Raw genomic sequence first — 23,010 nt, 5'->3', positions numbered from 1 at the left:
CTAATTAGATATGAAGTTCTTTTTCAATTAAAAGGGTGCAAAAGACGGACATTAATGATTGTCCTGCTGGGAATAATCGCATTCACATTATTATTCATCCAATATAAATATATATAAGCAAGCGGTCTTCCGCTGGATGATCACCATTATTTAAACTGGTCCGTGATATTATAAGAAACCTAAAAGCCCTTTTCGGCATAGTCTAATAAAAAAATAAAGGTGGGGATTCTATGCCGGCTTTTGTTGGTCCTATATTAATTGAATCAAGCAGCGGTGCAATTAGTGCTGGTGATGTCTTTGCACTCTCGCCAAAAAGCACAAGTAAATTCTTTGTAGGTGCAGGTGTACTCAATACAGGAGACTTCATTGTGATTACGAACGACAAAAACAGCACAAATTCATATGACTTTGACATCATTGATCAGCCGACTATCTTTAATGGATAAACAAGAGAACCCTTTCTTTTTCAGAAGAGAGGGTTTTCTTTTTGCTTGTAAAAGGGTATTAAAATTTATGAATTCAATGAATGAAGAGGTGTAGGGATGACAACGATTAAAGATATAGCAAAGCTTGCCAAGGTGTCTGCTGCTGCAGCATATGAAGTACTCTATGAAAATGCTGAATCAATGGCCTCTGAAGAAACGAAATCGAGAATCTTCCAGGCTGCAGAAACATTAAACTATAGATTAACGGAGAACAAAGCAGTGTCATGTCCCTTGCCGCTATCATGGCATTGCGCGAGGAAAATGTGAAGATACCAGAGGATGTCTCAATTGTCAGTTTTTATGATGTACCTGAAGCTCACTACTTTGCCCCTTCCTTGACAACCATTCATGTTTCATCAGCTGAGATAGCAAAGATCGCAGTGAAGCTAATACATGAGCAAGTAATGGAGCATAGAGATGCGCCTCTTAAAGTACTGGTTCCATCCACACTGAAAATGAGAGATTCAACATCAACAAAACAATAGGAAACATTGCTGAAGAGAGAAGTTCTTTCTTCAGTTTTTTTATGTCTAAAACACATGAAAAAGGAATTCTTGATAGAAAGTTAAAACTATTCTATCATTGAGACAACTATTTTCATAAAAGGAGAAACTATATGCATTCTTATATAGGAAAGCGGGATGGTGTTTTTCCATCTGTTTGTTCATTGGATTGTCCTGATCAATGCGGACTTCTTGTCCATAAGAAAGACGGCAAAATCATAAAAGTGGAAGGAGATCCGGAGCATCCCGTTACAAAAGGCAGCATTTGCAATAAAGTGCGGCATATGGCTGAACGTATCTATGATGAGAAGAGGCTGCAATATCCTTTAAAGAGGACAGGGAAAAAGGGCTCAAAACAATTTGAGCAGATCAGCTGGAACGAAGCCTTTGAAATTATTACTGCTAAATGGAAAACACTAATTAAAACGGATGGGCCGGAAAGCATTCTTCCATACAGTTTCTATGGAAATATGGGCAATTTGAATGCTGAGGGAATGGATCGCCGTTTCTTTCATAAACTCGGCGCAAGCAGACTTGACCAGACAATTTGCCAAATTGCAGGTTCAACTGGTTACAAGTATACAATGGGTGGAAGCTTTGGGATCGATCCAGAGGATACTGTTCATACTAAGCTGTTTATTATGTGGGGCATTAATGCGGTCAGCACAAATATGCATCAAGTCGCACTTGCTCAAAAGGCGCGTAAAAATGGGGCCAAAATCATCGTCATTGATGTTCATAAAAATCAGACCGGAAGACTTGCAGACTGGTTTATTCCGATTCTTCCGGGAACGGACGGTGCCCTCGCTCTTGGAATCATGCATATCTTGTTTAAGGAGAACTTGGCGGACAGCGATTTCCTTGAAAATTACACAGTTGGACACGAAGAACTGAGAAATCATGTCGTTCAATATGATCCGCGTACAGTTTCAGAAATAACAGGAGTTCCAGCAGATGACCTATTAAAACTGGCAAGAATGTACGGCCAAACATCACCATCCTGTATTCGAATCGGCAATGGCCTGCAGCATCATGATAATGGCGGCATGTGCATCCGGACCATTGCCTGTCTTCCGGCTCTGACTGGCCAGTGGCTGAATAAAGGAGGAGGCGCTATTAAGGGCAATTCAGGGTATTTGGCATTTAATACAGATGCTCTGCAGCGTCCTGACCTCCTTCAGAATAAACAGACCAGAATCATCAATATGAACTTAATTGGCGAAGAGCTTTTAAATGCCGATCAAGCGATAAAGTCCATGTTTGTATACGGAAGCAATCCCGCAGTCGTCGCTCCAGAGGCTAACAAAGTGAAAAGGGGATTAGAGCGGGAAGATTTATTTCTGGTGGTCCATGATTTGTTTTTAACCGAAACTGCAGCCTATGCTGATATCGTCCTCCCTGCAGCATCAGCCTTTGAGAATACAGATTTTTATACGTCATACTGGCATCATTATCTTCACTTGCAGGAGCCGGTTGTTGAAGCATATGGCGAGTCAAAATCAAACGTCGAAGTGTTCAGGCTTTTAGCGGAAGGCATGGGATTTTCAGAACAGGCATTTAAAGATTCAGAGGAAGAGATGATTGATCAGGCGCTGAATAATCCTCAAAATCCGTATATGGATAAAATCACTTTTCAGGATTTGAAGAAGAAAAAATATGTGAAAGCAAATGTAAAACCGCTATTTCCGGGAAGACTTAACACGCCAAGCGGGAAAATCGAGCTTTACTCACGTGCCATGGAGAAAGCAGGATATCCGCCTTTGCCGACATTTTCACCGCTCGTCAAAGAAAGCGATTTGCCTTTCCTGTTTGTCCCTGGTCCAAATCATAACTTTTTAAACTCCACGTTTTCAAACAATGAAAAACATATATCCCTTGAAAAAGCTCCTAAACTGCATATGAATGGTAAGGATGCCAGACTGCTTCGTTTGGAAAATGGAGATATGGCTGTCATTTGGAACGCTCGGGGTGAATGTGAGCTGACAGTTTCAGTTGGAGAGAACGTATTGCCGGGTGTAGTCGTTAGCCAAGGATTATGGTCAGATGAACCTGGAAAAAAACAGCTCGTGAATTCGCTTACGCCAGACCGGCTGTCAGATATGGGCGGGGGCGCAACATTTTTTTCAGGAAGAGTTGGCGTTAGAAAAAAAGAAAGATCTCATTCCTGAGGTCTTTCTTTCGTTTGATCTAAAAAGTCTTTGACTCTTTCCAGGTATTTTTCTCGTGCCGAAAGAGCTCATAGTCAGCTCCCATACTAATCGAAACAGCTTTGTTTTTGCTTTTGCATCAAATGAAGCTCCCTGCAGATACTGCTCAACGTGCCTGCCGATAGGGGAAGTGAAATCCTCCTCTGATGGCAAAACCATAAACCGCCTGCCCCGATCTGCTGCAGAAGACTGATGTAGTGAGGGTACAGCTTTGATTTCACCCTGAAATGGCCGGCATTCTTTTCCTCCTAGCGGTCTATTTCTGGCTCTTTTCTAAGAACGGTTAAGCCTGTTTTGTAAACAGGCAGAAAGGGATGTGAGAAAACAGCCTTTGATTTAAACACTATATGCTGCCGAAGAAGTACAGGTGAAACTTGACAAGAAAAGCCCCCCTAAGGGAATGCAGAAAAATAATGAACGGTTATAGAGGATATCATAAAAAAGAAAAGAATTAAATTTAATGTAAGCGTTTACTTTTTTCCGCAGTTATAGAAAATAAAGAGAAGGGTAAAATGCATACAAAGGAAGATTCGGAGGGAGAGCTGCTCATGAAAGATGCTAACTTTTTCAAAGGAATGATCTGGGCAACCATTCTTAGTGTTCCATTGTGGGTATCCTTTTTCGGATGGATGAAAATCATTTTAACTTATTCTAAATGGTAATCAATCGTATCATTTCATGTTAGCTTCCTGCTCTGATAGACTAATCCTATAATGGACTATAGACAAGGAGAATGACATCATGTCAAACGATCAGATCGATTTATATATCAAGCAGGGAATATATGGAGCGTTTGAAACGAAGCCGGAGGAGAGACATGTCTACCTGGGCTCATTGAGAGAAAGAATATGTGTGGCTCTTACCGTTGGACAAGTGAGACAAAATAAAATATACAATGAAGTCCTTGCCGCATTGGAAACAAGAAAGAACAAAGCACTCTTTTTAAATGGAAAAATAGAATATGGAGCCCTGTCTAAATATATCAAGGCTGCAAATAAAGAGAAAATCCCATTTACCATTGTAAGCGATCAAAACGACACAAAAATAGGATTAATCGTTGCATCTGATCATGCGATTGATCATAAAGAAATTTATGTAAAAGATAAAATATTTGAACAGACTTTTAAATAAACACAGGAGAGCCTGTGTTTTTTTATAATTTATATATGATATAAAAAATCAGAATCCAAATTGGAACCGATAGGATAACCCCGTAAAAACAGCCTTTTGCAAATGCTTGATCTTCCCTCATCACATACCCCGCAATTTCTGTCTTAAGATTAATATATCTCTGGATACCGTTATTAATCAATGAATCCTTTGTCTTAAATTGTCGATTAATCTCTCACCGGTATTTTCATATATGAATTATACAAGTGAAATATCAAGCAGAAGTCGAATATTGCAGATGCGAATAGGATTCATGAACCACCTCACGAAGGTGGTTTTTTTATTTTACAGCTTTTTTTAAAATCATTTTTTAAGAAATAGCGGGCTATTAGTGGGACATGGATTAAAAACTAGCATCAATTAGCATAGCTTTACAACGAAGTTGTTAGTAAATTTAGATTATTGAGATAACGGTTAATGTGTTATATATTTAATTCGCTTAGGAGTAAAAGTTATAAAACACTAACATTTTGAGAGGGGAAAAGAAATGAAAATCGGTAAAGCGTTTTGGAGCTGCAGTATTAAGTTTATCAATGAGTCTTTCAATGTTTGGGACAGCCGCTTTTGCAAATGAACAGGTAAAAACAGATGTGAAACAGGAATCAATTCGTGCAGTAATCAAGGGAACTGATGCAGAAAAGGGTAAAATAAAAAAGAGTCATCAGGTACGACGCGATTTTGGCAAGGATGGATTTACAACAACCGTTACACAGAAACAATTAGAAGCACTTCAGAAGAACAGCAAAATCAAGGTTGAAAAAGTTCCGACTTTTAAAGTAGCTGCCGGAAAGCCGATTCAGACAATGGCCCTTCCAAGCAAAAGAACCCCATGGGGAATTAAAGCCATTTATAATAACAGCTCGCTGACATCAACTAGTGGAGGAGACGGCATTAAAATTGCTGTTCTTGATACCGGAGTTCAGACAAGCCATATTGATTTGTCGCAAAATGCCGAACAGTGCAAAGATTTTACAGTTGGGACTACTTATACAAATAATTCCTGCACAGACCGCAATGGACATGGAACACATGTTGCAGGAACGGCACTTGCAAATGGCGGTTCTGATGGACAGGGAATATACGGTGTGGCACCTCAATCTGAGCTTTGGGCATACAAAGTACTGACAGACAGCGGTTCTGGCTACTCAGATGACATTGCAGCTGCTATCAGACATGCTGCAGATGAAGGAACACGTACTGGTTCTCAAGTCATCATCTCAATGTCTCTTGGATCAAGCAGTAAAGATAGTTTAATTGCAAGTGCAGTAAACTATGCTTATGGCAAAGGTGCATTGGTTATCGCAGCAGCCGGAAACTCAGGATCAGGCAATAATACGATTGGATATCCTGGCGCTCTAGTAAATGCGGTGGCAGTTGCGGCTCTTGAAAATGTTCAGCAAAATGGAACATACCGTGTTGCAAACTTCTCTTCACGCGGAAACTCGGCAACAGATGGAGATTTTATTATTGGAGAGCGTGATATTGAAGTCTCTGCTCCTGGTGCTGCTATTGAATCAACTTGGATCAACAGCAGTTACAGCACGATCAGCGGTACTTCTATGGCGACTCCTCACGTATCTGGGCTTGCTGCGAAAATCTGGTCTTCCAATAAAGGCCAAAGCAATGTTCAAGTTCGTGCAGAGCTGCAGCGCCGTGCAAAGCTGTATGATATTAAAGGCGGCATTGGTGCAGCAACAGGCGATGACCACGCATCAGGCTTTGGATTTGCAAGAGTTCAATAATAAGAGAAATATAAAAAGAGCTTCCCCATCTGAATCGGGAAAGCTCTTTTACGATTTCGTCATCTATATTTGGTTAAATTCTATGAAAATATGTTTTAATAGATAGATAGAGTGAAGCAATGTATCTTCATTTAAGCAGCTGTTAACTATATTGGTTGGCTTTAATAATTCTTGGCCATTCTTCGTCAGCAGTGTGGACATTTTGCTCAGCTTTAGAGCATCCAGTTAAGAGGATTGCCGTACCAAATGCAAGTAATAAAAGATGTTTTCTGAATTTTTTCATCTCATAGCCTCCATTAGTTCTTTTATTTTAACATTTATAGAATAAGTAACAATTTGTTATAATTATCTGACAATTCAAATATATACAATTATTCAATTTATTATCAATACATATTCAAATTTTTATCAGGAGGCGCCGTATGAATACCGTTGGAATGAAATTAAGACAGCTGAGGAAAAAACAAAAATTGACTCAGAGCGAGCTGGCAATAGGAATTGTGAACCGCAGCTACATCAGCCAGCTTGAAAAAGGAATGGTCCAGCCTTCTTATAAACTGCTGTTGAAATTCAGCGAAAGACTGAAATGTGATATTCACGATTTTTTCGAAGAAGAGGATAAATCACTTCTGTCTTTTGATATAAAAAAAGCTCTATCCAGTTTGGAATATGCAGTGATCAATGATGACTTTGCAAATGCAGTTGAGCATTTAAACGACTTAGAAAAGAATCTTGAATCATTGAACCAAAATGATCTTGCTCTCTATTATTTTTGCCAGGGAAGGATTCTTCAGCGGGTAAAGCTTCAAATTGAAGAGGCCATTGCAGCTTATGAAAAAAGCTACGAATTATTCTGCATCCTGCAATATTGTGAAGAGAGACTCAGAACCAGCAATTATTTGACGGCCTTGCTCATTAACCAGGATCAGTTATCAAAAGCATTTTCTTATTTAAATGAGGCTTATGACGACTCAATTGCCTTCAAGGCTTCAGGTGTAGAAAAAATATCTTTACTGAATAACCTTGGTCTTGCACATGCAAAAAAAGGAGAATTTTATTCTGCGATCCGCTTTTTGAAACAGGCACTGGCTATCAGCAGCAAAACATCCATTTACTATCAAACAGGTGTTGTATACATGGTGCTTGGCTTGTGCTACAGACGAATGAAGGAGTATGAAAACGCGAGTGCGGCCTACGCAAAAGCTTTGCTGTTTTTCGAAGGCACAGACGATCAGCTTAATTTGGCGGGCACATATACAAATTTAGGTATTCTCAGCAGATATTTATTGGATGCTGACAGCGCGATGTCCTATCTTCAATCTGCACATGAAATTTACAAACAAGAAGATGATGTAAAAGGAATATTAAATACGCTGTATGAGCTGGCCGTTACCTATTATGAAGCAGGACAGGATGATGAAGTACTAAGACTCTATGAAACGTTCCTGGAAGTTTATCTAAGTGATTTCAGCGATTTTAAATTTAAATTTCTGCATTTAATCGGAGATTTGCATCATCGGAAAAATCATCAGGAAGAAGCTCTGAAGTTCTATTATGAGATCCTGAATCATTCTGTCCTTGTTGGAGATTCCTCTATCGTAAAAGAGGTGATGAAAAAAATAGCTGAAATAGCCTATGTTACGAAAAATGAAAAAACACTTTTCTATGTTGTAGAAAAATACTTAAAGCTGTAAAACACAAGTTTACATAATGAAACCTGAGCGCATTCAGTATAGAATGATAAGGAAAGGAGAACGATTATGCAGAGAATACAACTTACTGAAGATCTATCATTTTCAAGAATCATTCATGGATTATGGCGTCTTTCTGACTGGAATATGTCAAATGAAGAAGTGCTTAAATTAATAGAGGATTGCTTAGAAGCTGGCATTACAACTTTTGATCACGCAGATATTTACGGAAATTACACATGCGAAAAAAGATTTGGAGATGCACTTGCACTGAAGCGAGAGCTCAGAAAGCAAATGGAGATTGTTACGAAATGCGGCATTAAACTTGTCTCAGACAATCGCCCTGAACACAGAATAAAATCATATGATACAAGCAAAGAGCATATTTTGGCTTCCGTCAATAAGTCCCTTGAAAACTTTCAGACAGATTACATAGATGTTCTGCTTATACACCGTCCGGATCCGTATATGGATCCAGCACAAGTTGCAGAGGCGTTTGCACAACTTAAAAATGAAGGCAAAGTCCGCTATTTTGGTGTGTCGAATTTTAAACGCTCACAGTTTAAAATGCTTCAATCATACTTGGATTCCCCGCTAATTACGAATCAGATTGAGCTTTCTGCCTACAATCTTGAGAACTTCAAAGATGGCACGCTTGATTTATGCCAAGAAGAGAGAATAGCGCCGATGGCATGGTCTCCGCTTGCTGGAGGTTCTATTTTCTCTGCTGATGACGAGAGAGCTAAGAATCTGCGTGATATACTTGAGAGAATTGCTCTCGAAATCGGTGCAAAAGGGATTGATGAAGTCCTTTATGCATGGCTGATCAGTCATCCCGCAAACATTATGCCGATTGTCGGTTCAGGTAAAATGAGCCGCATTGAGTCCGCTATCTGCTCACTTGATTTAACATTAACACGCGACCAATGGTTTGATATCCTGCAGGCTGCTATGGGACAAGAAGTCGCATAATTTGGAAACCTCCGCTTATGGGCAGAGGTTTTTTAGTTAAGAGTCAGAAATAAAATGGAAAGCAGCCGAACATTTACATTAAATAATCACTAACTGTTGACATTCATTTTCGTTGTAACTATAATGATTACATCGGAGGTGATTAAGATTAAAATAAGCAGCCGATTTACGATTGCTGTTCATATTTTATCTCTAATAAAGCAAAATCCGCCTTCTGATTGTACTTCTGAATTTATGGCTGGCAGTGTGAACACGAACCCAGTGATCATAAGAAAAATATTGTCCTATCTGAAAAAGGCAGGACTTGTGGAAGTACGGCGCGGAGCCGGTGGAGCTTATTTGCTGAAAGAATTGCATGACATCACATTACTCGAGGTTTATCGTGCAGTTCAAGTAGTTGAAGAAGATAAGCTGTTTCATTTTCATGAAAAGCCAAATCCAGATTGCCCAATAGGTGCAAATATTCAGAGCGTGCTGGAGCTTATTCTGGTTCAAGCACAGGAAGCTATGGAACAAGTATTAGAAAGCATCACGATGGATCAGCTGTTTACAACACTGCAAGATCAGATACAAAGTGAAAATAAAGTATAGCATTCTTCAGAATGCTTAATTTTTCACCTGTGTTGTAACCAGTTAAGTTACAACTAAAAATTTAAAAAAGCGAGGAATTAAGCCGTGACTTTAAAAATTAAAGCTTATTCAGACTTTATTTGTCCGTTTTGTTTTTTAGGGAAGGGACCTCTGGATGAAATGATTAAGGAAAAGGATGTGGAGGTAGAATGGATGCCTTTTGAACTGCGTCCAAGTCCTGCTCCAAAAATTGATCCTTGGAAAGAAGCAGATAAATTAGGTTCCTGGGACTCCTTTATTTTGCCTGCTTCAAAGCAGCTTGGCGTTGAGATGCGTTTGCCGCGCCTTTCTCCCCATCCATATACACATTTAGCTTTTGAGGGATGCCTGTTTGCAAAGGATCACGGAAAAGGAAATGAATTTCACCATAGAGTATTCACTGCATTTTTCCAGGAAGAGCAAGACATTGAAGATGTAGAAGTATTAACAAAATTAGCTGGTGAAGTTGACCTGCCTAAGGAAGACTTCAGAGACGCTCTAGTAAGCCGCAAATATCGAGAGGTTCATCAGGAAGCTTTGAGACATGCTTATGAAGAAGCTCGGATTACAGCCGTTCCTACATTTATTATTGGGGACGAAGTGATTCAGGGATTGGCAAGCAAAGAAAGGCTGGCACAAGTCATCGATAAGGAATTAGATAAAAAGCACTTACTTGCCATAGATGGTTTGCAGTGTGATCTTAATGGCAATTGCTAAGGCAATTTTAATTTACACATTTAACAAATAAGATTTGGAGAACCACATGAACAGCCGGGGGAATGTGAAATTTTATTAATTGCAAACCTGTCTTTATTTTGTAACCAGATTAATTTGGGAAATTAGGATTTTTCAAAACAAATCAAATAAAATTCGGAGGGATTTATAATGAAAATTGCAATCATTGGAGCCGCTGGGAAAGCAGGCAGCCTTATCATGGAAGAAGCCTTAGAAAGAGGCCATGAGGTAACAGCTGTCGTCAGGGATGCTTCAAAAGTAAACACAAATGTTCAAGTAATCGAAAAAGATCTTTTTGACCTTGCATCCAATGATTTAAAACCTTTTGATGTGGCGGTTAACGCGTTTAATGCTGCTCCAGGAAAAGAACATCTTCATGTTGATGCCGGAAGAGTGCTCATTCAGGCCTTGGAAAACAACACTAATACGAAATTAGTTGTTGTTGGAGGAGCTGGTAGTTTATATTTAGATGAAGAAAGAACAACACGGGTAATGGATGATCCGAATTTTCCAGCAGCCTATTTCCCTACTGCTAAAAATATGGGAATCAATCTGGATGAACTTCAAAAAGAAGAAAGTGTAAAATGGACATATATCAGTCCTTCTGCAAACTTTGATCCGCAGGGTTCAAAAACAGGCACATACCATTCAGGGAAAGACCATTTATTAACGAATTCACATGGTGAAAGTTATATCAGCTATGCAGATTATGCCATTGCTGTTGTTGATGAAATCGAAAATCCGAAACACAAGAATGAGCGTTTTACAGTAGTGTCTAAATAATCTTTTCATGAAAAGCAAATGCGGGCCATAATCCGCATTTGCTTTTTTATTTATTCGGGCAGCATTTTTAATATGGATCATTCTATAAACTGAATTTTCTGATATAATAATTTCATTCGAGAGACTAAATAAGGAGAGAAAAGAATGAAAAAGGCATTGTTAACAGGATTTGAACCGTTTTTGCATTATACAATTAACCCAACAGCTGAAATTGTGAAGCATTTGCATGGACAATCGATTGGTCAATTTGAAGTCTGCGGAAAAGTACTCCCTGTTCAATTTTCAAAAACATGGGAGCAATGCCATGCTCATATTGAGGAGGAAAAGCCTGACGCCGTATTGCTGCTTGGGCTTGCAGCAGGCAGATACAAAATTACTCCTGAAAGAGTGGCCATTAATTGTGCTGATGGCGAAAAAGATAATGAGGGAATTATTAAACAGGATGAATGGATACAGTCCAATGGACCAGATGCCTATTTCAGCACACTGCCTATCCGAACATTTGTAAATGTGATGCAGGAAAAAGGGCTGCCTGCAGAAATATCCAACACTGCCGGAACCTACTTGTGCAATTACATTATGTATCAGACTTTGCACTATTTTAAAAAAGCAGATCGGGACATTCCGGCGGGATTTATTCACCTTCCTGCATCACATGAGCTGGGTCTGGAAATAGGGAACGTACCAAGTTTTTCTCAGCAGGATTTAACAGAAGCTGTGTCTATCATGATCCAGCATCTACCAGAGGCCTAACCGACTTTCTTTTTTCTTTGCAGCCTAATATTTAGAGCTGATTTGACGATATAACCCCTATACACAGAAACTAGTGGGGGAAATAAAAATGTTCAAAAAGCTTCAAGTTAAGAGCTACTAAACAGCTTCAGGAGCTAGTGAAAAGATTTAAAACAGGAGGATGACGATACTCGTCATCCTTTTTTTACCATCTCAGCACCAATATTAACCGGCAGCAATTCAAGTCAGGATTTTTATAAGAAAGGATGAGTCTGACACCGTCAGGATTAAACTCAGTTTCTAACTCATTTGTAATGCCGGAAGCGCGCAAAAGTTTTTTTACCAAGACGCTGTTGGACGCCTGAGCGGCAGCCAGAATCTTTTTTGCCTGTTCTTTTGAAGTTGAGAGGTAAGTGGTCAATTTTTTAGCATCAGTTAGCAGTCCATCCATTTGTGATAAGGAATGAACAAATTGACTTGAATCAACTTCCGGCAGAGGTCTCCTTATATAGTGATCACAAGGGAAATGAGCTGGATAATAAGGGTTGAAATAAAACGGCCTTAACCATTGTTGCCTTTGCATCCGCAAAGTAATTCACCTCCGAGTGAACTTGCTCCTTATATATATGTTAGGTTTCTTGTCCGTGCTTTTTTCTATAAAAGGAAAAAGATGCAGGAATACTGCTGCTTATGTCGAATTTGGATAATTGTTAAACTACTTTTTTCGGGGGAGGTTCAGCTCTCTATGCGCGTAAGGCCATCCATATATGTGCTGGATGATAAAACGGTTGCGGTATTTTCGGTTGCAGATGGCGAATGTAAGGTTAAAATGGAGTGTTTACTGTCAGAACAGGGAATTCTGGATTACACCTTAGAGTTTAGCGGACCGATTGAAAAGAGAGATGAACTGACGAAAATTGCGATGGAAGAAGCACAGTCCATTTATTTGAACACAATTATTGCTGCAAAGTGACAAGTCCCTGTATCTGGGGCTTTTTTTCTGTTTAAAATTATGAAGATGGTATTATATTCTGTCCATATAAAAACAGATACAATGGACTATTGCTCCGTTTGCGGTATCACGCATTGATTATTTCGCATTATTTTCGGTGTAAATACTTTCTGCATCCTATAAAATTTGAAGTAGGGAAGATCAAAACAAGTGTTTCGTTCACCATGCATAATTTGATCTTTTACAGAGGAGTGTGGAAACGATGAAAAAGCACAACATTGAAGAAATAACTCAATTATTGAAACGTCTTGAGAAAGAAATTCAGGAAACGAAACAGTCACTGAGATCAATTAATAAAAGCATTGATAAGTATGATAAATACTCCTTTATAAACGTGTCATAAGACTTGGCCTTTCGAGCCAAGTCTTTTTTTATGCCTGTTTTTTCAAAAATATGTTAAATATTTTATATTTATGTAAAAACATTGTTTTATATCTACTATATTGGTCGTGAATATTGTAATATAATTTCGAAGGGGTGATTGCAATTAGATTACATTTGGACTATGAAGATATGATTTGCAGTCTGAAAGATGCAGTTTCTTCATATATAACGAACAAAGAGTTATTGCAGCTTATCCTGTCGTTCTCAGAAACGAAAAAAACCTTTCCATTCGGTCAATTGACACATTTGCATTACACGTCTTTTGGCGGAGAAGAAGAGGAAATCATTCATCTGTCAGCTGCAGTTGAACTGCTTGCGCTATCATTCGACATCTTAGATGATCTTGAAGACCTAGATAACTATGAAGAGCCATGGATGAAAATAAACCCATCTCTCTCACTGAATGCCGCCACTGCTATGTATACAATCAGTCTGCAAATGCTTCATGAATTATCAAGCGTACATAAATGGAAGATCATCAGCACGTTCCAGCGGTTTGCCCTGCAGGCAATGGAAGGTCAGCACACAGATCTTCTAAATGACATCGCAACTGAAGAAGAGTGCATCTCTATGATTGAAAAAAAATCAGGTTCACTGATTGCTTTGGCATCAGTCACAGGCGCCATGCTTGCTGCAGGAGAAGAATTTACATGCGTTGAACATTACTCCTATCAAATAGGACTTGCTGCTCAAATTGGGAACGATTACCGTGATTTATTTCATGAACATAAAAATGATCTATCTGCACAGAAAAAATCGCTGCCTGTCCTCTTTTTAAAAAGAGGGTTTAACGAGCATGCAAAGGAGCTTGCGGATTTTATCTCCAGCAGTGAAACATTTATTGAACACTACGGGAGTATTGATGCATTTAAATCGAAATTGTTACAATCTGGGGTTGTGCATTACCTGAATGTGATGAAGCAAATCGCGATTCAAAAGGCTTCAACCATGATTGCAGAATTACCCTTACCTCAAAATCAAATTGAGCTTCTAAAGTCTCATTTGATCATAAATTCAGCTGGAAAATAAAAGGAGAGATTAAGTCATGCAGGAAATCGTAAACTTTTTAGTAGAAAACCCGGAAATAATTGAAAAAGTAGCTAACGGTGAAGCAAGTTTACTGGGTGTGAAAAATGTGGATGAAGTGTTAGGATTAGTAGAAGGACTGTTGAGTACAGCTAGAACGACGAATATGTACTGGTGGTAATATTTTTATAGTCTTAATTCAATAAATAGGTGAAAAAGATGAAATTCAACCTGAACAAAGCTTACTTATTAATAGTATTGATTAGCTTTATCCTCACTTTTTATTTTGCATATATAAATGTGAAATTTCCATACTTAGGAGCAACAGTAAGAACTAACGAGGCAGATGGAGTGGTGGTTACAGCGGTTGAGCCGAATACATGGGCCATAAAAGCTAACCTACAGCCAGGGGACATTGTCTTAAAAGTTAACAATAAGGATGCAATAAAGCATTTCCCTTCTACTAATTATGGTGTTTTAGAGCAAGTAGATCATATGACTATATTGAGAGATGGAAAGGAAATATCATATAAAGTTTCAGATACAATTATTAATAATCAAAGTCTTTTTATGTTAATAATTCCGTTAACGTTATATGTACTCTGTCTTTTCTGCAGTTATTTTGTGTTTAAGAGAAATAAAGATTTAAACCTTAAATCAGCCTATTTATTGAATTTGTTTTTACTTACTATAGCGATGGCTTATTTTAGTGCAAGTGGTTCATCTAGGGGAGATTTATTCAGCAGGTATATAAATCTTTCCCTTTTTCTGCTGGTTCCTGTTCTATATTTAAACTTCATTTATAAATATTTCCTCGAATTAGGTAAAAAGCTGTTTTCAAGAAAATTCATTATTGCTGGATATATTGCTGTTGTTGTAAACATTCTAGTTGAATCTATTTTAGACTTTATGTACTTTTCGTACTATATAACAAAAAGTCTTAATCTCATTACATTTTTTATCTTAATAATCCTAACATTTGTTTTGAAGCTTTATGGTTTAAGAAAAGTAAAATATTCTGATCAAAAATATCTAGTAAAGGTATTAATTATCACTAATATCATTGCATTTTCTCCATTTGTATTTTTATATATTTTGCCGTTTATATTTCTTAATAAGTATATATTCCCACCGACTGTTCTTGCAGTATTTTTATTACTGGTCCCATTTTCCTTAGTATACCAATTTATGGCTACGAAAATTTATGACATTGAATTTATCCTGGGAAGGGTCCGTTATTATTCACTTTTGGCCGTACTGCCGACATTGGGATTAGTTGCCATTACTATCTTAGTTAAAGAAAATAATCCGACGTTCTATCCAATTAAACTATCAATCTTCATCTATATTACAATGCTTGTAGTCTTTTATATTAAGGAAATTCTCGACTTCCGTTTTCGCTTCAAACGTTTTTCCGAAAAATACAATTACCAGGACAGTATTTTTAAATATACGCAAAGTATTCGAAAGGCAAGCAAGCTTCATCATGTAATAAATGAGCTGAAACAAGTGATTACAGATGTATTGCTTGTCAGCAGGGCGAATTATGTGGAAGTGGATAAGAGCGGGAACATCATATCAGTCGAGATTAATATGAAGAATACAGATTATCTTTCATATGAAAAAGAGATTAAGAAGGCAACCCAAGAGATCGGAAAGATTATCGAAGTGGATCGCGGGTTTGTGATTAATGTAGGCGAAACAGATGACAGAAGTTATGTCATGGTTTGTTTGTCTATGCTTAATACTCCAATGCTGAATCGCGATGAAATTTCCTGGTTAAAGACACTTTCTTTCTATACGAATATATCCCTTGAGAACTTCCTTAAGATAGAAGAACTGATGAATCATTTACAGAAGATTAAGAGCGAAGGCAGCAATCCGGCATGGCTTACGAAAGTATTATTTTCAATAGAGGAAAAACAGCGTTCTAACCTGGCAAAGGATTTGCATGATTCTGTTTTGCAGGATTTAATTTCTTTAAAGCGGCAAAGCGAGCTTGCTCTAGCTGAGCTTGAAATGGCTCCGACTGTTTTCAGGGATCAGCTGAAGGAAATGAACAGCTCGATGACCAATATCATCAAGACTACGCGGGAAACGTGCCAGGAGCTTCGTCCGCAGCTTTTATATGATCTTGGGCTAGTAAAAGCCCTGCAGAAGCTTGCAGCTCAATATAATGAGTCCGCAGCCTTTGATGTGAGATTAAATACAGGAAACTTCACTAAAGCGATTGATATTGATACACAGCTGAATTTGTACCGGATCGTTCAGGAGCTTTTAACAAATGCCGGTAAGCACTCCAATGCACTCAATGTTCTGATTATGCTTGTTTGCATAAAGGATAAAATTGTTCTTCATTATGAGGATGACGGCATTGGTTTTGATCAAAGTGAACTGTATTCCAATAATCAAAGCATGGGTCTATCTGGAATAAAGGAGAGGGTAAAAGCACAAAACGGCTCCCTTCATATTGAGACTTCAAAGGGAAATGGCTTTAAAGTGGTTGTAGAAATCTGATAGAATAGTTCAGGCTTGGCATTTGCCAGGTCTTTTTTATAAAATAGAGAGTAAATGCTTGGAGCAGAGAGGTTGATTACATGATACATATTTTAGTTGTGGATGATCATCCAGCAGTACGTGAGGGAACAAAAGCGATATTAGAAACAGAGTCTGATGTGAGGGTATCCTGCTTAAATCCCCCCTATTCAATTGATGTTATTAAGCATATCAGCTTTCATGAATACGATGTTGTCCTGATGGATATGAATCTTGGAGATATTAATGGAATGGAGCTTTCCACAGAAATTATCAAGCATTCCGAGGATTGCAAGATTATTCTATATACAGGCTACGATGTAGAAGATTATTTTGAAGAGGCTATTCGCCTTGGGATTCACGGGGCGATCAGCAAAACAGAGACAAAGGAAAAGATTCTTTCTTCCATTCGGCATGCTCTCTCAGGTGACATTGTTGTACCGTATTCCTACTTCAAATCTCTCATTCTTCAGCAAAAAATGAAAAGCAGTTCCGCATCAAATGATACAGAAGCATTGAATGATCGTGAGAAAGCTATTCTTCAAGAGGTTGAAAGAGGCCTGACGAATCAGGAGATTGCCGATCAGCTTCATTTAAGCAAGCGGTCAATTGAATATAGTTTAACCTCTATTTTTAATAAATTAAATGTCGGTTCAAGAACAGAAGCTGTGTTAATTTCAAAATCAGAAGGAATTATTGATTAGTGTGCAAGAACCATTCTTGCGCACTTTTTTTAATTGCTCAGGCATATAGATGGAAAAGAGTGTTAGATTCTGAGAGGAGTGAGGCTTATGTTTCCGATGTATGGGCAGCCTTTTGAATCGGCTTACAGAACAAGCGTGAGAGAACCAAAATCAATAAACATGATATCTGTTCGCGGGACGGGAAGAGTGGAAGCAAAACCAGACACGGCCGTTCTTCAGCTTGCAGTAGTTACTGTGAACAAGGATGTAACTGCGGCTCAGCAGGAAAATAAAAGACGCGTCAATCAGCTTATTCGAGCCCTGCAGTCAATTGGAATAGGAGAACAGCAAATTGAAACCATTTCCTACACCGTTTTTCCTCAATATGATTATAGTGCGGGTACGGATCCAGTCTTAAAAGGATATGAAGTGACCAATACTATATCCATCACAACTCAAAATTTAGATGAGATTGGTTTGATTTATGATACAGCCTTTTCTAATGGAGCCAACCGGGCAGATTCTGTACAATTCTCGCTTTCCAACCCAGAAAGGTGGGTTAATGAGGCACTGAACCTTGCTGCAAAACAAGCTTTGGATAAGGCAGCGGCAATTGCCCGTTCCTATCAGCTCAATCTGCAGCGCAAGCCTGTAAAAATAACCGAAGAACCTAGAGGATTTTTCCCATTGTCTAAAGAATTAAGTCTAGGTGCACAACCTTCAGGACAGACCCCTGTTTTTGCAAGGAAAATTGAAATTGTTGCAGAACTGACTGTTTTGTTTACGTATCAGTAAGCATAAGTTTACAAAATTTAACTTTCTCTCAATATCGCCATCATAAACCTGCGCTAAGATGGAATCTAATTACAGATTCAAGTGTTGAAAAACGCTTTCTTACCGGGAGGTTATGATGGACATGATCGCGGTATTACCTGCTCTTATATTATTGATCGTTTACTTTTTCTTTGCTGTATACGCCCTTCGAAAATAAAAATGGAAGTATAAATTCGTGAATCATTTCTTATTATTCGTTAAACTTATAGAAAATGGGAATAAGAGGTGTTTTTTCTGAAGCGGTTATGGGTTATTATTTTCAGCAGTTTGGTCATTGCGGGATGTCAGTCCGTTCAGAATGAAGAGCAGGAAGACAAAGAAGTGAGCGGCCAGTCTGAGCGGCAGGATACAGAAAGCATTCTAAAGGATATGGATGTTCCATGGTCCATAGCAAAGAGTGATGATGTTTTTTATCTGAGTGAACGAACTGGGCAAATTGTGAAATGGAACCAGGTGTCTGATGAAAAGGTGACTCAAAAAGTGAAATTGAAAAAGAAGCTGCATCTAGAAGGTGAGGGCGGATTTCTTGGCTTTGAGCTTTCCCCTGATTTTGGAGAGAGCAAGCAAGCCTTTGCCTGCCATACATATAAAGATGAAAACAAAATAAAAAACCGAATCGTTGTTCTAAAGGAAAATGCAGACCATTGGGAGGAAGTAAAGACTGTACTAGAAGATATTCCAGGTGCGCGTTTCCATAACGGAGGGCGACTCAAAATTGGCCCTGACGGCAAGCTTTATGCAACAGCAGGCGATGCTATGGGTCCTGAGCTTGCACAAGATAAAAATTCTCTGGCAGGAAAAATCCTAAGACTTGAACTTGACGGATCGGTGCCGGATGACAATCCGTTTCCAAATTCCTATGTATACTCTTATGGGCACCGTAATCCTCAAGGACTTGCATGGGACGAGAAAAATTCACTGTTCAGCACAGAGCACGGCCAGTCTGCTCACGATGAAATTAACTGGATTCAGCCGGGGAAAAATTATGGCTGGCCAGTAATAGAAGGGGACGAGCAGCAGGAAGGCATGGAAACACCGCTCTATCAAACCGGGGAAGAGACTTGGGCGCCATCTGGCCTTGCCTATAAGAAAGGAATCTTGTATGTGGCGACATTATCCGGAAATGCAGTAAAACGATTTGAAGTCCATACAGGAGAGGTTGCGACTTACCTGGAAGGATGGGGCAGGATGCGCGATGTTATGATTGAAGATGACAATTTGTATACAGTAACGAATAATCGCGATGGCAGAGGAAATCCGCGCAAAGATGATGATCAGATGCTGGTGAAGAAACTAAGCCCGCAATAAGGAGGAAATATAATGGAATACAATGTTGAAAATACGCTGCTGAACTCACTTGGTATTGAGGTGAAAAGCATCACAAATGATGGTGTCGTCGCTACAATGCCTGTGGATGAGCGTACGAGACAGCCTTTTGGCATTTTGCATGGCGGGGCTTCTGTAGCGCTTGCAGAAACAGTTGCAAGCATAGGTGCCTATCATTTAATCAACCAGGAAACAGAGATGTGCGTTGGACTTGAGATTAATGCAAATCACATAAGAGGAAAGCAGGACGGCACCGTCACTGCTCACGCCATCCCTATGCACCGCGGCAAAACAACAATGGTTTGGGAGATTAAAATTGTCGATGAAAGAGAAAGCCTGATCTGCATTTCAAGATGCACGATGGCAATTTTACAGAAAAAATAATTCAGATCGACTGCATGCCCTGATGTTTATGAGGGCTTGTTTTCTATGAGAAAAAGGGGAAAATAACAATGAAAACAGATTTTCCGGTCCTCTATACAGAACGTTTTGTTTTAAGGAAAATAAATGAGAGCGATGCTAATGAGGTGTTTGCTTATTTTTCAGACGATGAAGTCACAAGGTACTACGATCTTGAAAGCTTTACTGAAATAGATCAGGCTGTTCATGTGATTAACCGCTGGGCTGAAAGGTTCGATAAAAATGAAGGATACAGATGGGGAATTGCTGATAGTGAAACAAATAAAATTATAGGCAGCTGCGGCTATCACAGCTGGGCAAAAGAGCATTTTAAAGCAGAAATAGGCTTTGAATTGAATCGCTCTCATTGGAGAAAAAGGGTAATGACCGAGGTTTTATCACCCATTTTGGAGTTTGGTTTTGCCCAAATGGGCTTAAATCGCATTGAAGCTTATTATGATCCGGACAATACGGCTTCAAAGCTGTGCCTCGAAAAAGCAGGATTTATATATGAAGGTGTCTTAAGACAGGCTGCATATGAAAAAGGGGTATTTTGTGATGCAGCGGTATGCTCGATTTTAAAAGAAGAATACAAGAAAAAACAGAGCATTTAATCATAATGTAATGTATACGGTTTTTGACAGCAAAATATAGAAGAAAACGGGTACTAAACTGCACCGCAAGTTGTATCCGTTTTTTTGTTGTTATTTTAACTTCTTTTAAAAAATGATTAGGAAACAACCGCACTCTATGAGTACTCAAAACCAAGGAGAAGTCCGCTTCTGGGTACTCAAAGGCACTCTATGAGTACTCAAGACCAAGTGGAAGTCCGTTTCTAGGTACTCAACGGCACTCTATGAGTACTCAAAACCAAGGAGAAGTCCATTTTTTGGGAAACAAAGGCACGCTATGAGTACTCAAAACCAAGGAGAAGTCCGTTTTTGGGTACTCAACGGCACTCTATGAGTACTCAAAACCAAGGAGAAGTCTGTTTTTGGGGAAACAACGGCACGCTATGAGTACTCAAAACCAAGTGAAGTCATTGTTCGGGGAATCAAACGTACTTATGAGTACTCAAAACCAAGGAGAGTCCGTTTTTAGGTCCTCAACAGCACTCTATGAGTTCTCAAAACCAGGGATAGGCATGTTTTCGGGAATCAAACGCACTCAATGAGTACCGAAATTTCACCATTTTACAAAGTCGGTCAGAGTTCATAAAAATCGTTTTCTTGTGATTTACCTTTAACATTTTTCACTGTAATACCAAATACTGCCTCCAATTTCAGCTGAATTTACTGATATTCTTCTCTAAATCGGAACCCATTAATCAAATCATCCTCAGTTTAAAGCAGGTATGAATGTCTGCAGACAATAGATGATTACAGATACTTAGTTCCTTCACGTCTGCTTAAAGAAGGCAATTCATTCCCTGCAATAAATGTTCTCACGGAATCAGGATTTGTTTTCGAGTATTCCCGCAATGACCAGCCAATAGCCTTTTGAATGAAAAATTCGGTTGATGCTGAGTGCTTTAGAATGACATTGTAAAGCCAAGCTTCATCTGTTTTTTGCTTATATTTTAATTGATGCAGGATGGCCGTTCTTTGAAGCCAGAAATTGTCCGAGTCAGCCCATTGATCGAGGTGTGTTTCCCGCAATTCGGGATTCTTTATAACGAGGTGACCGATTATGTTTGTTGCAATAAGATCCACTGTATCCCACCAGGGGTTTGTAATGATCAAGTGTTTCATCCATTCTATGTCCAGCGGCCCAAGCTTCTTTTTTTCAAGCAGAAGAATATCGATCGCAGCATATAATAGTTCTCTTTCTTCAAACGTCCAAAGCTCCAAAATCGTGGTTTTTAAGTGATCAGGCCGTCCGTGCTGTTTAAGAAATTGTTTCGTAATTTCTTTTCTTTCAGGTGATTTTATTCCGAAAAAGCGAAATTGATCGCGCATATACTTCTCCATCGCACTAGCTTTTTCCTGATCTGCGTGCTGTAAAAAAACGTCTCTTAGCTTAATAGCGCAGCTCATTTTACTTCTTCTCCTTTAAAAAAGGATGAGACAGTTCTCATCCTTTTACACTTTCTTTTTTCCGATCTGATTCTAAATCGTCCTGAACACTTTTTTCCCAAAGCGGCACTTTCGTGTTATAGGCAGCCCTCATAATAAGGTGTCCGGAAACTGGTGCTGTCATAAAAACAAAAACAATCCCCAGTATGATTCGTGCATTTAAATGGCCTTCAATCAGCCAAAAATAGAAGAATACACCAAGCAGGATGCTGATGACGCCAAGCGTCGCACTCTTGGAAGCGGCATGATTGCGCGTATAGGCATCAGGCAGGCGGACAACTCCAAAGGCTGCTATCAGACTCAGCAGTGCCCCCTGAAGAATGAAATACCCAATAATGATATTAGCGATTACGATCATTTTCGATAATCTCTCCCTTCTCAAGGAACTTTGCAAAGGCAACTGTTCCAATGAATGTCAGGATTCCAAGCAGCAGAATGACCTCAAGGAAAGCATTGGTTCGGAGCATAACTGAAATGATGGCCGTAATACCAATCAGGTTAATTCCAATGGCATCAAGTGCAATAACCCGGTCAGGAATCGATGGCCCTTTGATCAGCCTGTACAAGTATAAAACTGTTGAAATAGCTATGATGAGAAGCGAGATTCTTAATACCAGGTCGAGCATTAGCGGCTCACCTCCTGAATGGCTTTCTCAAACGTGTTTTTAATATCTTTTCTTGCTTCTTCTGCGTCTTCTAAGTCCATCGCATGGATATACAAAAAGCGGTTATCATCTGAGATCTCAACGACAAGAGTCCCGGGCGTCAAGGTAATTAAATTTGCCAGAATGGTAATTTCCCAATCTTTTTTCAGCTCTGTTTCAAGCTTGAAAATCCCGGGACGAGCTGTCATTTTAGGTGAAAGCACCACTTTTAATACCGCAAGATTAGACATAATCAGTTCTCGGTTGAAAATATAAAGAAGCTTTAAAACCGCGACAATATTCCATAGATAGAACCGGTGATGGAAAAATCGGCGAAGGGCAAATATCATCAGCAGTCCGAAGAAGTAGCCGTTAAAAAAGTCCTGGACGGAGTATTCGCCCTTTAAGAACATCCATGTAAATGCAATAGAGAAATTAAGTGAAATTTGAAAGGCCATAACAT

The 23,010-nt window shown here is 39.0% G+C and carries 30 protein-coding genes; 23 read left to right on the top strand and 7 right to left on the bottom strand.

Annotated features, from left to right (window positions below):
* Positions 1 to 230 precede the first annotated feature (230 nt).
* From LIT25_22570 to LIT25_22555, 4 genes are all read left to right on the top strand, one after another.
* On the top strand, positions 231 to 446 hold the full coding sequence (locus LIT25_22570; protein ID USK33281.1) for a spore germination protein: 216 nt from the start codon (positions 231 to 233) through the stop codon (positions 444 to 446).
* A gap of 96 nt (positions 447 to 542) precedes the next feature.
* On the top strand, positions 543 to 752 hold the full coding sequence (locus LIT25_22565; protein USK33280.1) for a LacI family DNA-binding transcriptional regulator: 210 nt from the start codon (positions 543 to 545) through the stop codon (positions 750 to 752).
* Positions 710 to 970 (top strand): substrate-binding domain-containing protein, encoded by a 261-nt coding sequence (locus LIT25_22560; GenBank protein ID USK33279.1) that lies wholly within the window; start codon positions 710 to 712, stop codon positions 968 to 970. Before LIT25_22565 ends, LIT25_22560 begins: the two co-directional genes overlap by 43 nt.
* 131 nt (positions 971 to 1,101) lie before the next feature.
* Entirely contained in the window at positions 1,102 to 3,156 is a 2,055-nt protein-coding gene (locus LIT25_22555) for a molybdopterin oxidoreductase family protein (GenBank protein USK33278.1), read from the top strand.
* Here the strand turns inward: LIT25_22555 and LIT25_22550 are convergent.
* Positions 3,112 to 3,354, bottom strand: coding sequence for a hypothetical protein (locus LIT25_22550; GenBank protein ID USK33277.1), 243 nt, complete (start codon positions 3,352 to 3,354; stop codon positions 3,112 to 3,114). The two genes, LIT25_22555 and LIT25_22550, sit on opposite strands and share 45 nt — an antisense overlap.
* A 353-nt stretch (positions 3,355 to 3,707) precedes the next feature.
* Here LIT25_22550 and LIT25_22545 point away from each other — a divergent pair, with 353 nt between their 5' ends.
* From LIT25_22545 to LIT25_22535, 3 genes are all read left to right on the top strand, one after another.
* On the top strand, positions 3,708 to 3,857 hold the full coding sequence (locus LIT25_22545) for a hypothetical protein (protein USK33276.1): 150 nt from the start codon (positions 3,708 to 3,710) through the stop codon (positions 3,855 to 3,857).
* A gap of 79 nt (positions 3,858 to 3,936) precedes the next feature.
* Positions 3,937 to 4,326, top strand: a complete 390-nt coding sequence (locus LIT25_22540; protein USK33275.1) for a YueI family protein — start codon at positions 3,937 to 3,939, stop codon at positions 4,324 to 4,326.
* Between the two features lie 584 nt (positions 4,327 to 4,910).
* Complete coding sequence (locus tag LIT25_22535) at positions 4,911 to 6,107, top strand: S8 family serine peptidase (protein USK33274.1); 1,197 nt, start codon at positions 4,911 to 4,913, stop codon at positions 6,105 to 6,107.
* Between the two features lie 142 nt (positions 6,108 to 6,249).
* Here LIT25_22535 and LIT25_22530 read toward each other — a convergent pair whose 3' ends face one another.
* Positions 6,250 to 6,390: a lipoprotein gene (locus LIT25_22530; protein ID USK33273.1), complete on the bottom strand. Its 141-nt coding sequence runs from the start codon at positions 6,388 to 6,390 to the stop codon at positions 6,250 to 6,252.
* A 139-nt stretch (positions 6,391 to 6,529) separates the two neighbouring features.
* Here LIT25_22530 and LIT25_22525 point away from each other — a divergent pair, with 139 nt between their 5' ends.
* From LIT25_22525 to LIT25_22500, 6 genes are all read left to right on the top strand, one after another.
* The gene (locus LIT25_22525) at positions 6,530 to 7,801 is read left to right on the top strand and encodes a helix-turn-helix transcriptional regulator (protein USK33272.1); all 1,272 of its coding nucleotides are present in this window, start codon (positions 6,530 to 6,532) and stop codon (positions 7,799 to 7,801) included.
* A 66-nt stretch (positions 7,802 to 7,867) separates the two neighbouring features.
* Complete coding sequence (locus LIT25_22520; GenBank protein USK33271.1) at positions 7,868 to 8,770, top strand: aldo/keto reductase family oxidoreductase; 903 nt, start codon at positions 7,868 to 7,870, stop codon at positions 8,768 to 8,770.
* 147 nt (positions 8,771 to 8,917) lie between these two features.
* Positions 8,918 to 9,361, top strand: coding sequence for an Rrf2 family transcriptional regulator (locus LIT25_22515; GenBank protein ID USK36378.1), 444 nt, complete (start codon positions 8,918 to 8,920; stop codon positions 9,359 to 9,361).
* 84 nt (positions 9,362 to 9,445) lie between these two features.
* Entirely contained in the window at positions 9,446 to 10,096 is a 651-nt protein-coding gene (locus LIT25_22510) for a DsbA family oxidoreductase (protein ID USK33270.1), read from the top strand.
* Positions 10,097 to 10,264: 168 nt separating this feature from the next.
* Positions 10,265 to 10,897 (top strand): NAD(P)-dependent oxidoreductase, encoded by a 633-nt coding sequence (locus LIT25_22505; GenBank protein USK33269.1) that lies wholly within the window; start codon positions 10,265 to 10,267, stop codon positions 10,895 to 10,897.
* Positions 10,898 to 11,041: 144 nt separating this feature from the next.
* Positions 11,042 to 11,650: a pyroglutamyl-peptidase I gene (locus LIT25_22500; protein ID USK33268.1), complete on the top strand. Its 609-nt coding sequence runs from the start codon at positions 11,042 to 11,044 to the stop codon at positions 11,648 to 11,650.
* 184 nt (positions 11,651 to 11,834) lie between these two features.
* Here LIT25_22500 and LIT25_22495 read toward each other — a convergent pair whose 3' ends face one another.
* Positions 11,835 to 12,218, bottom strand: a complete 384-nt coding sequence (locus tag LIT25_22495) for a hypothetical protein (protein ID USK33267.1) — start codon at positions 12,216 to 12,218, stop codon at positions 11,835 to 11,837.
* A 156-nt stretch (positions 12,219 to 12,374) separates the two neighbouring features.
* Here LIT25_22495 and LIT25_22490 point away from each other — a divergent pair, with 156 nt between their 5' ends.
* From LIT25_22490 to LIT25_22445, 10 genes are all read left to right on the top strand, one after another.
* Positions 12,375 to 12,602, top strand: a complete 228-nt coding sequence (locus LIT25_22490) for a hypothetical protein (protein ID USK33266.1) — start codon at positions 12,375 to 12,377, stop codon at positions 12,600 to 12,602.
* A 241-nt stretch (positions 12,603 to 12,843) separates the two neighbouring features.
* The gene (locus LIT25_22485; protein ID USK33265.1) at positions 12,844 to 12,984 is read left to right on the top strand and encodes a Degradation enzyme regulation protein DegQ; all 141 of its coding nucleotides are present in this window, start codon (positions 12,844 to 12,846) and stop codon (positions 12,982 to 12,984) included.
* Positions 12,985 to 13,118: 134 nt separating this feature from the next.
* Positions 13,119 to 14,054 carry a polyprenyl synthetase family protein gene (locus LIT25_22480; protein ID USK33264.1) on the top strand — a complete coding sequence of 312 codons (936 nt, stop codon included), beginning with the start codon at positions 13,119 to 13,121 and terminating at the stop codon, positions 14,052 to 14,054.
* A 16-nt stretch (positions 14,055 to 14,070) separates the two neighbouring features.
* A complete protein-coding gene (comX, locus tag LIT25_22475) occupies positions 14,071 to 14,232 on the top strand; it encodes a competence pheromone ComX (GenBank protein USK33263.1) in 162 nt (53 codons plus the stop codon).
* 38 nt (positions 14,233 to 14,270) lie between these two features.
* Entirely contained in the window at positions 14,271 to 16,568 is a 2,298-nt protein-coding gene (locus tag LIT25_22470) for a histidine kinase (GenBank protein ID USK33262.1), read from the top strand.
* 80 nt (positions 16,569 to 16,648) lie between these two features.
* Positions 16,649 to 17,290 carry a response regulator transcription factor gene (locus tag LIT25_22465; GenBank protein ID USK33261.1) on the top strand — a complete coding sequence of 214 codons (642 nt, stop codon included), beginning with the start codon at positions 16,649 to 16,651 and terminating at the stop codon, positions 17,288 to 17,290.
* Between the two features lie 87 nt (positions 17,291 to 17,377).
* Positions 17,378 to 18,064, top strand: coding sequence for an SIMPL domain-containing protein (locus tag LIT25_22460; GenBank protein USK33260.1), 687 nt, complete (start codon positions 17,378 to 17,380; stop codon positions 18,062 to 18,064).
* 264 nt (positions 18,065 to 18,328) lie between these two features.
* The gene (locus tag LIT25_22455; GenBank protein USK33259.1) at positions 18,329 to 19,411 is read left to right on the top strand and encodes a PQQ-dependent sugar dehydrogenase; all 1,083 of its coding nucleotides are present in this window, start codon (positions 18,329 to 18,331) and stop codon (positions 19,409 to 19,411) included.
* Between the two features lie 12 nt (positions 19,412 to 19,423).
* A complete protein-coding gene (locus tag LIT25_22450) occupies positions 19,424 to 19,813 on the top strand; it encodes a hotdog fold thioesterase (protein USK33258.1) in 390 nt (129 codons plus the stop codon).
* 68 nt (positions 19,814 to 19,881) lie between these two features.
* Entirely contained in the window at positions 19,882 to 20,442 is a 561-nt protein-coding gene (locus LIT25_22445) for a GNAT family N-acetyltransferase (protein USK33257.1), read from the top strand.
* Positions 20,443 to 21,207: 765 nt separating this feature from the next.
* Here the strand turns inward: LIT25_22445 and LIT25_22440 are convergent.
* Genes LIT25_22440 through LIT25_22425 form a run of 4 tightly spaced genes read right to left on the bottom strand, consistent with a single transcriptional unit; the run spans position 21,208 to position 23,005 of the window.
* Positions 21,208 to 21,864, bottom strand: a complete 657-nt coding sequence (locus LIT25_22440) for a DNA alkylation repair protein (GenBank protein USK33256.1) — start codon at positions 21,862 to 21,864, stop codon at positions 21,208 to 21,210.
* Positions 21,865 to 21,901: 37 nt separating this feature from the next.
* On the bottom strand, positions 21,902 to 22,261 hold the full coding sequence (gene mnhG / locus LIT25_22435; GenBank protein ID USK33255.1) for a monovalent cation/H(+) antiporter subunit G: 360 nt from the start codon (positions 22,259 to 22,261) through the stop codon (positions 21,902 to 21,904).
* Positions 22,245 to 22,529, bottom strand: coding sequence for a Na(+)/H(+) antiporter subunit F1 (locus LIT25_22430; protein USK33254.1), 285 nt, complete (start codon positions 22,527 to 22,529; stop codon positions 22,245 to 22,247). Before LIT25_22430 ends, mnhG begins: the two co-directional genes overlap by 17 nt.
* Positions 22,529 to 23,005, bottom strand: coding sequence for a Na+/H+ antiporter subunit E (locus LIT25_22425; protein ID USK33253.1), 477 nt, complete (start codon positions 23,003 to 23,005; stop codon positions 22,529 to 22,531). Before LIT25_22425 ends, LIT25_22430 begins: the two co-directional genes overlap by 1 nt.
* Positions 23,006 to 23,010 lie beyond the last annotated feature (5 nt).

Source organism: Bacillus sp. F19 (assembly GCA_023823795.1).
Classification (GTDB): Bacteria; Bacillota; Bacilli; order Bacillales; family Bacillaceae; genus Bacillus_P.
This window is presented reverse-complemented; position numbering and strand designations above follow the sequence as displayed.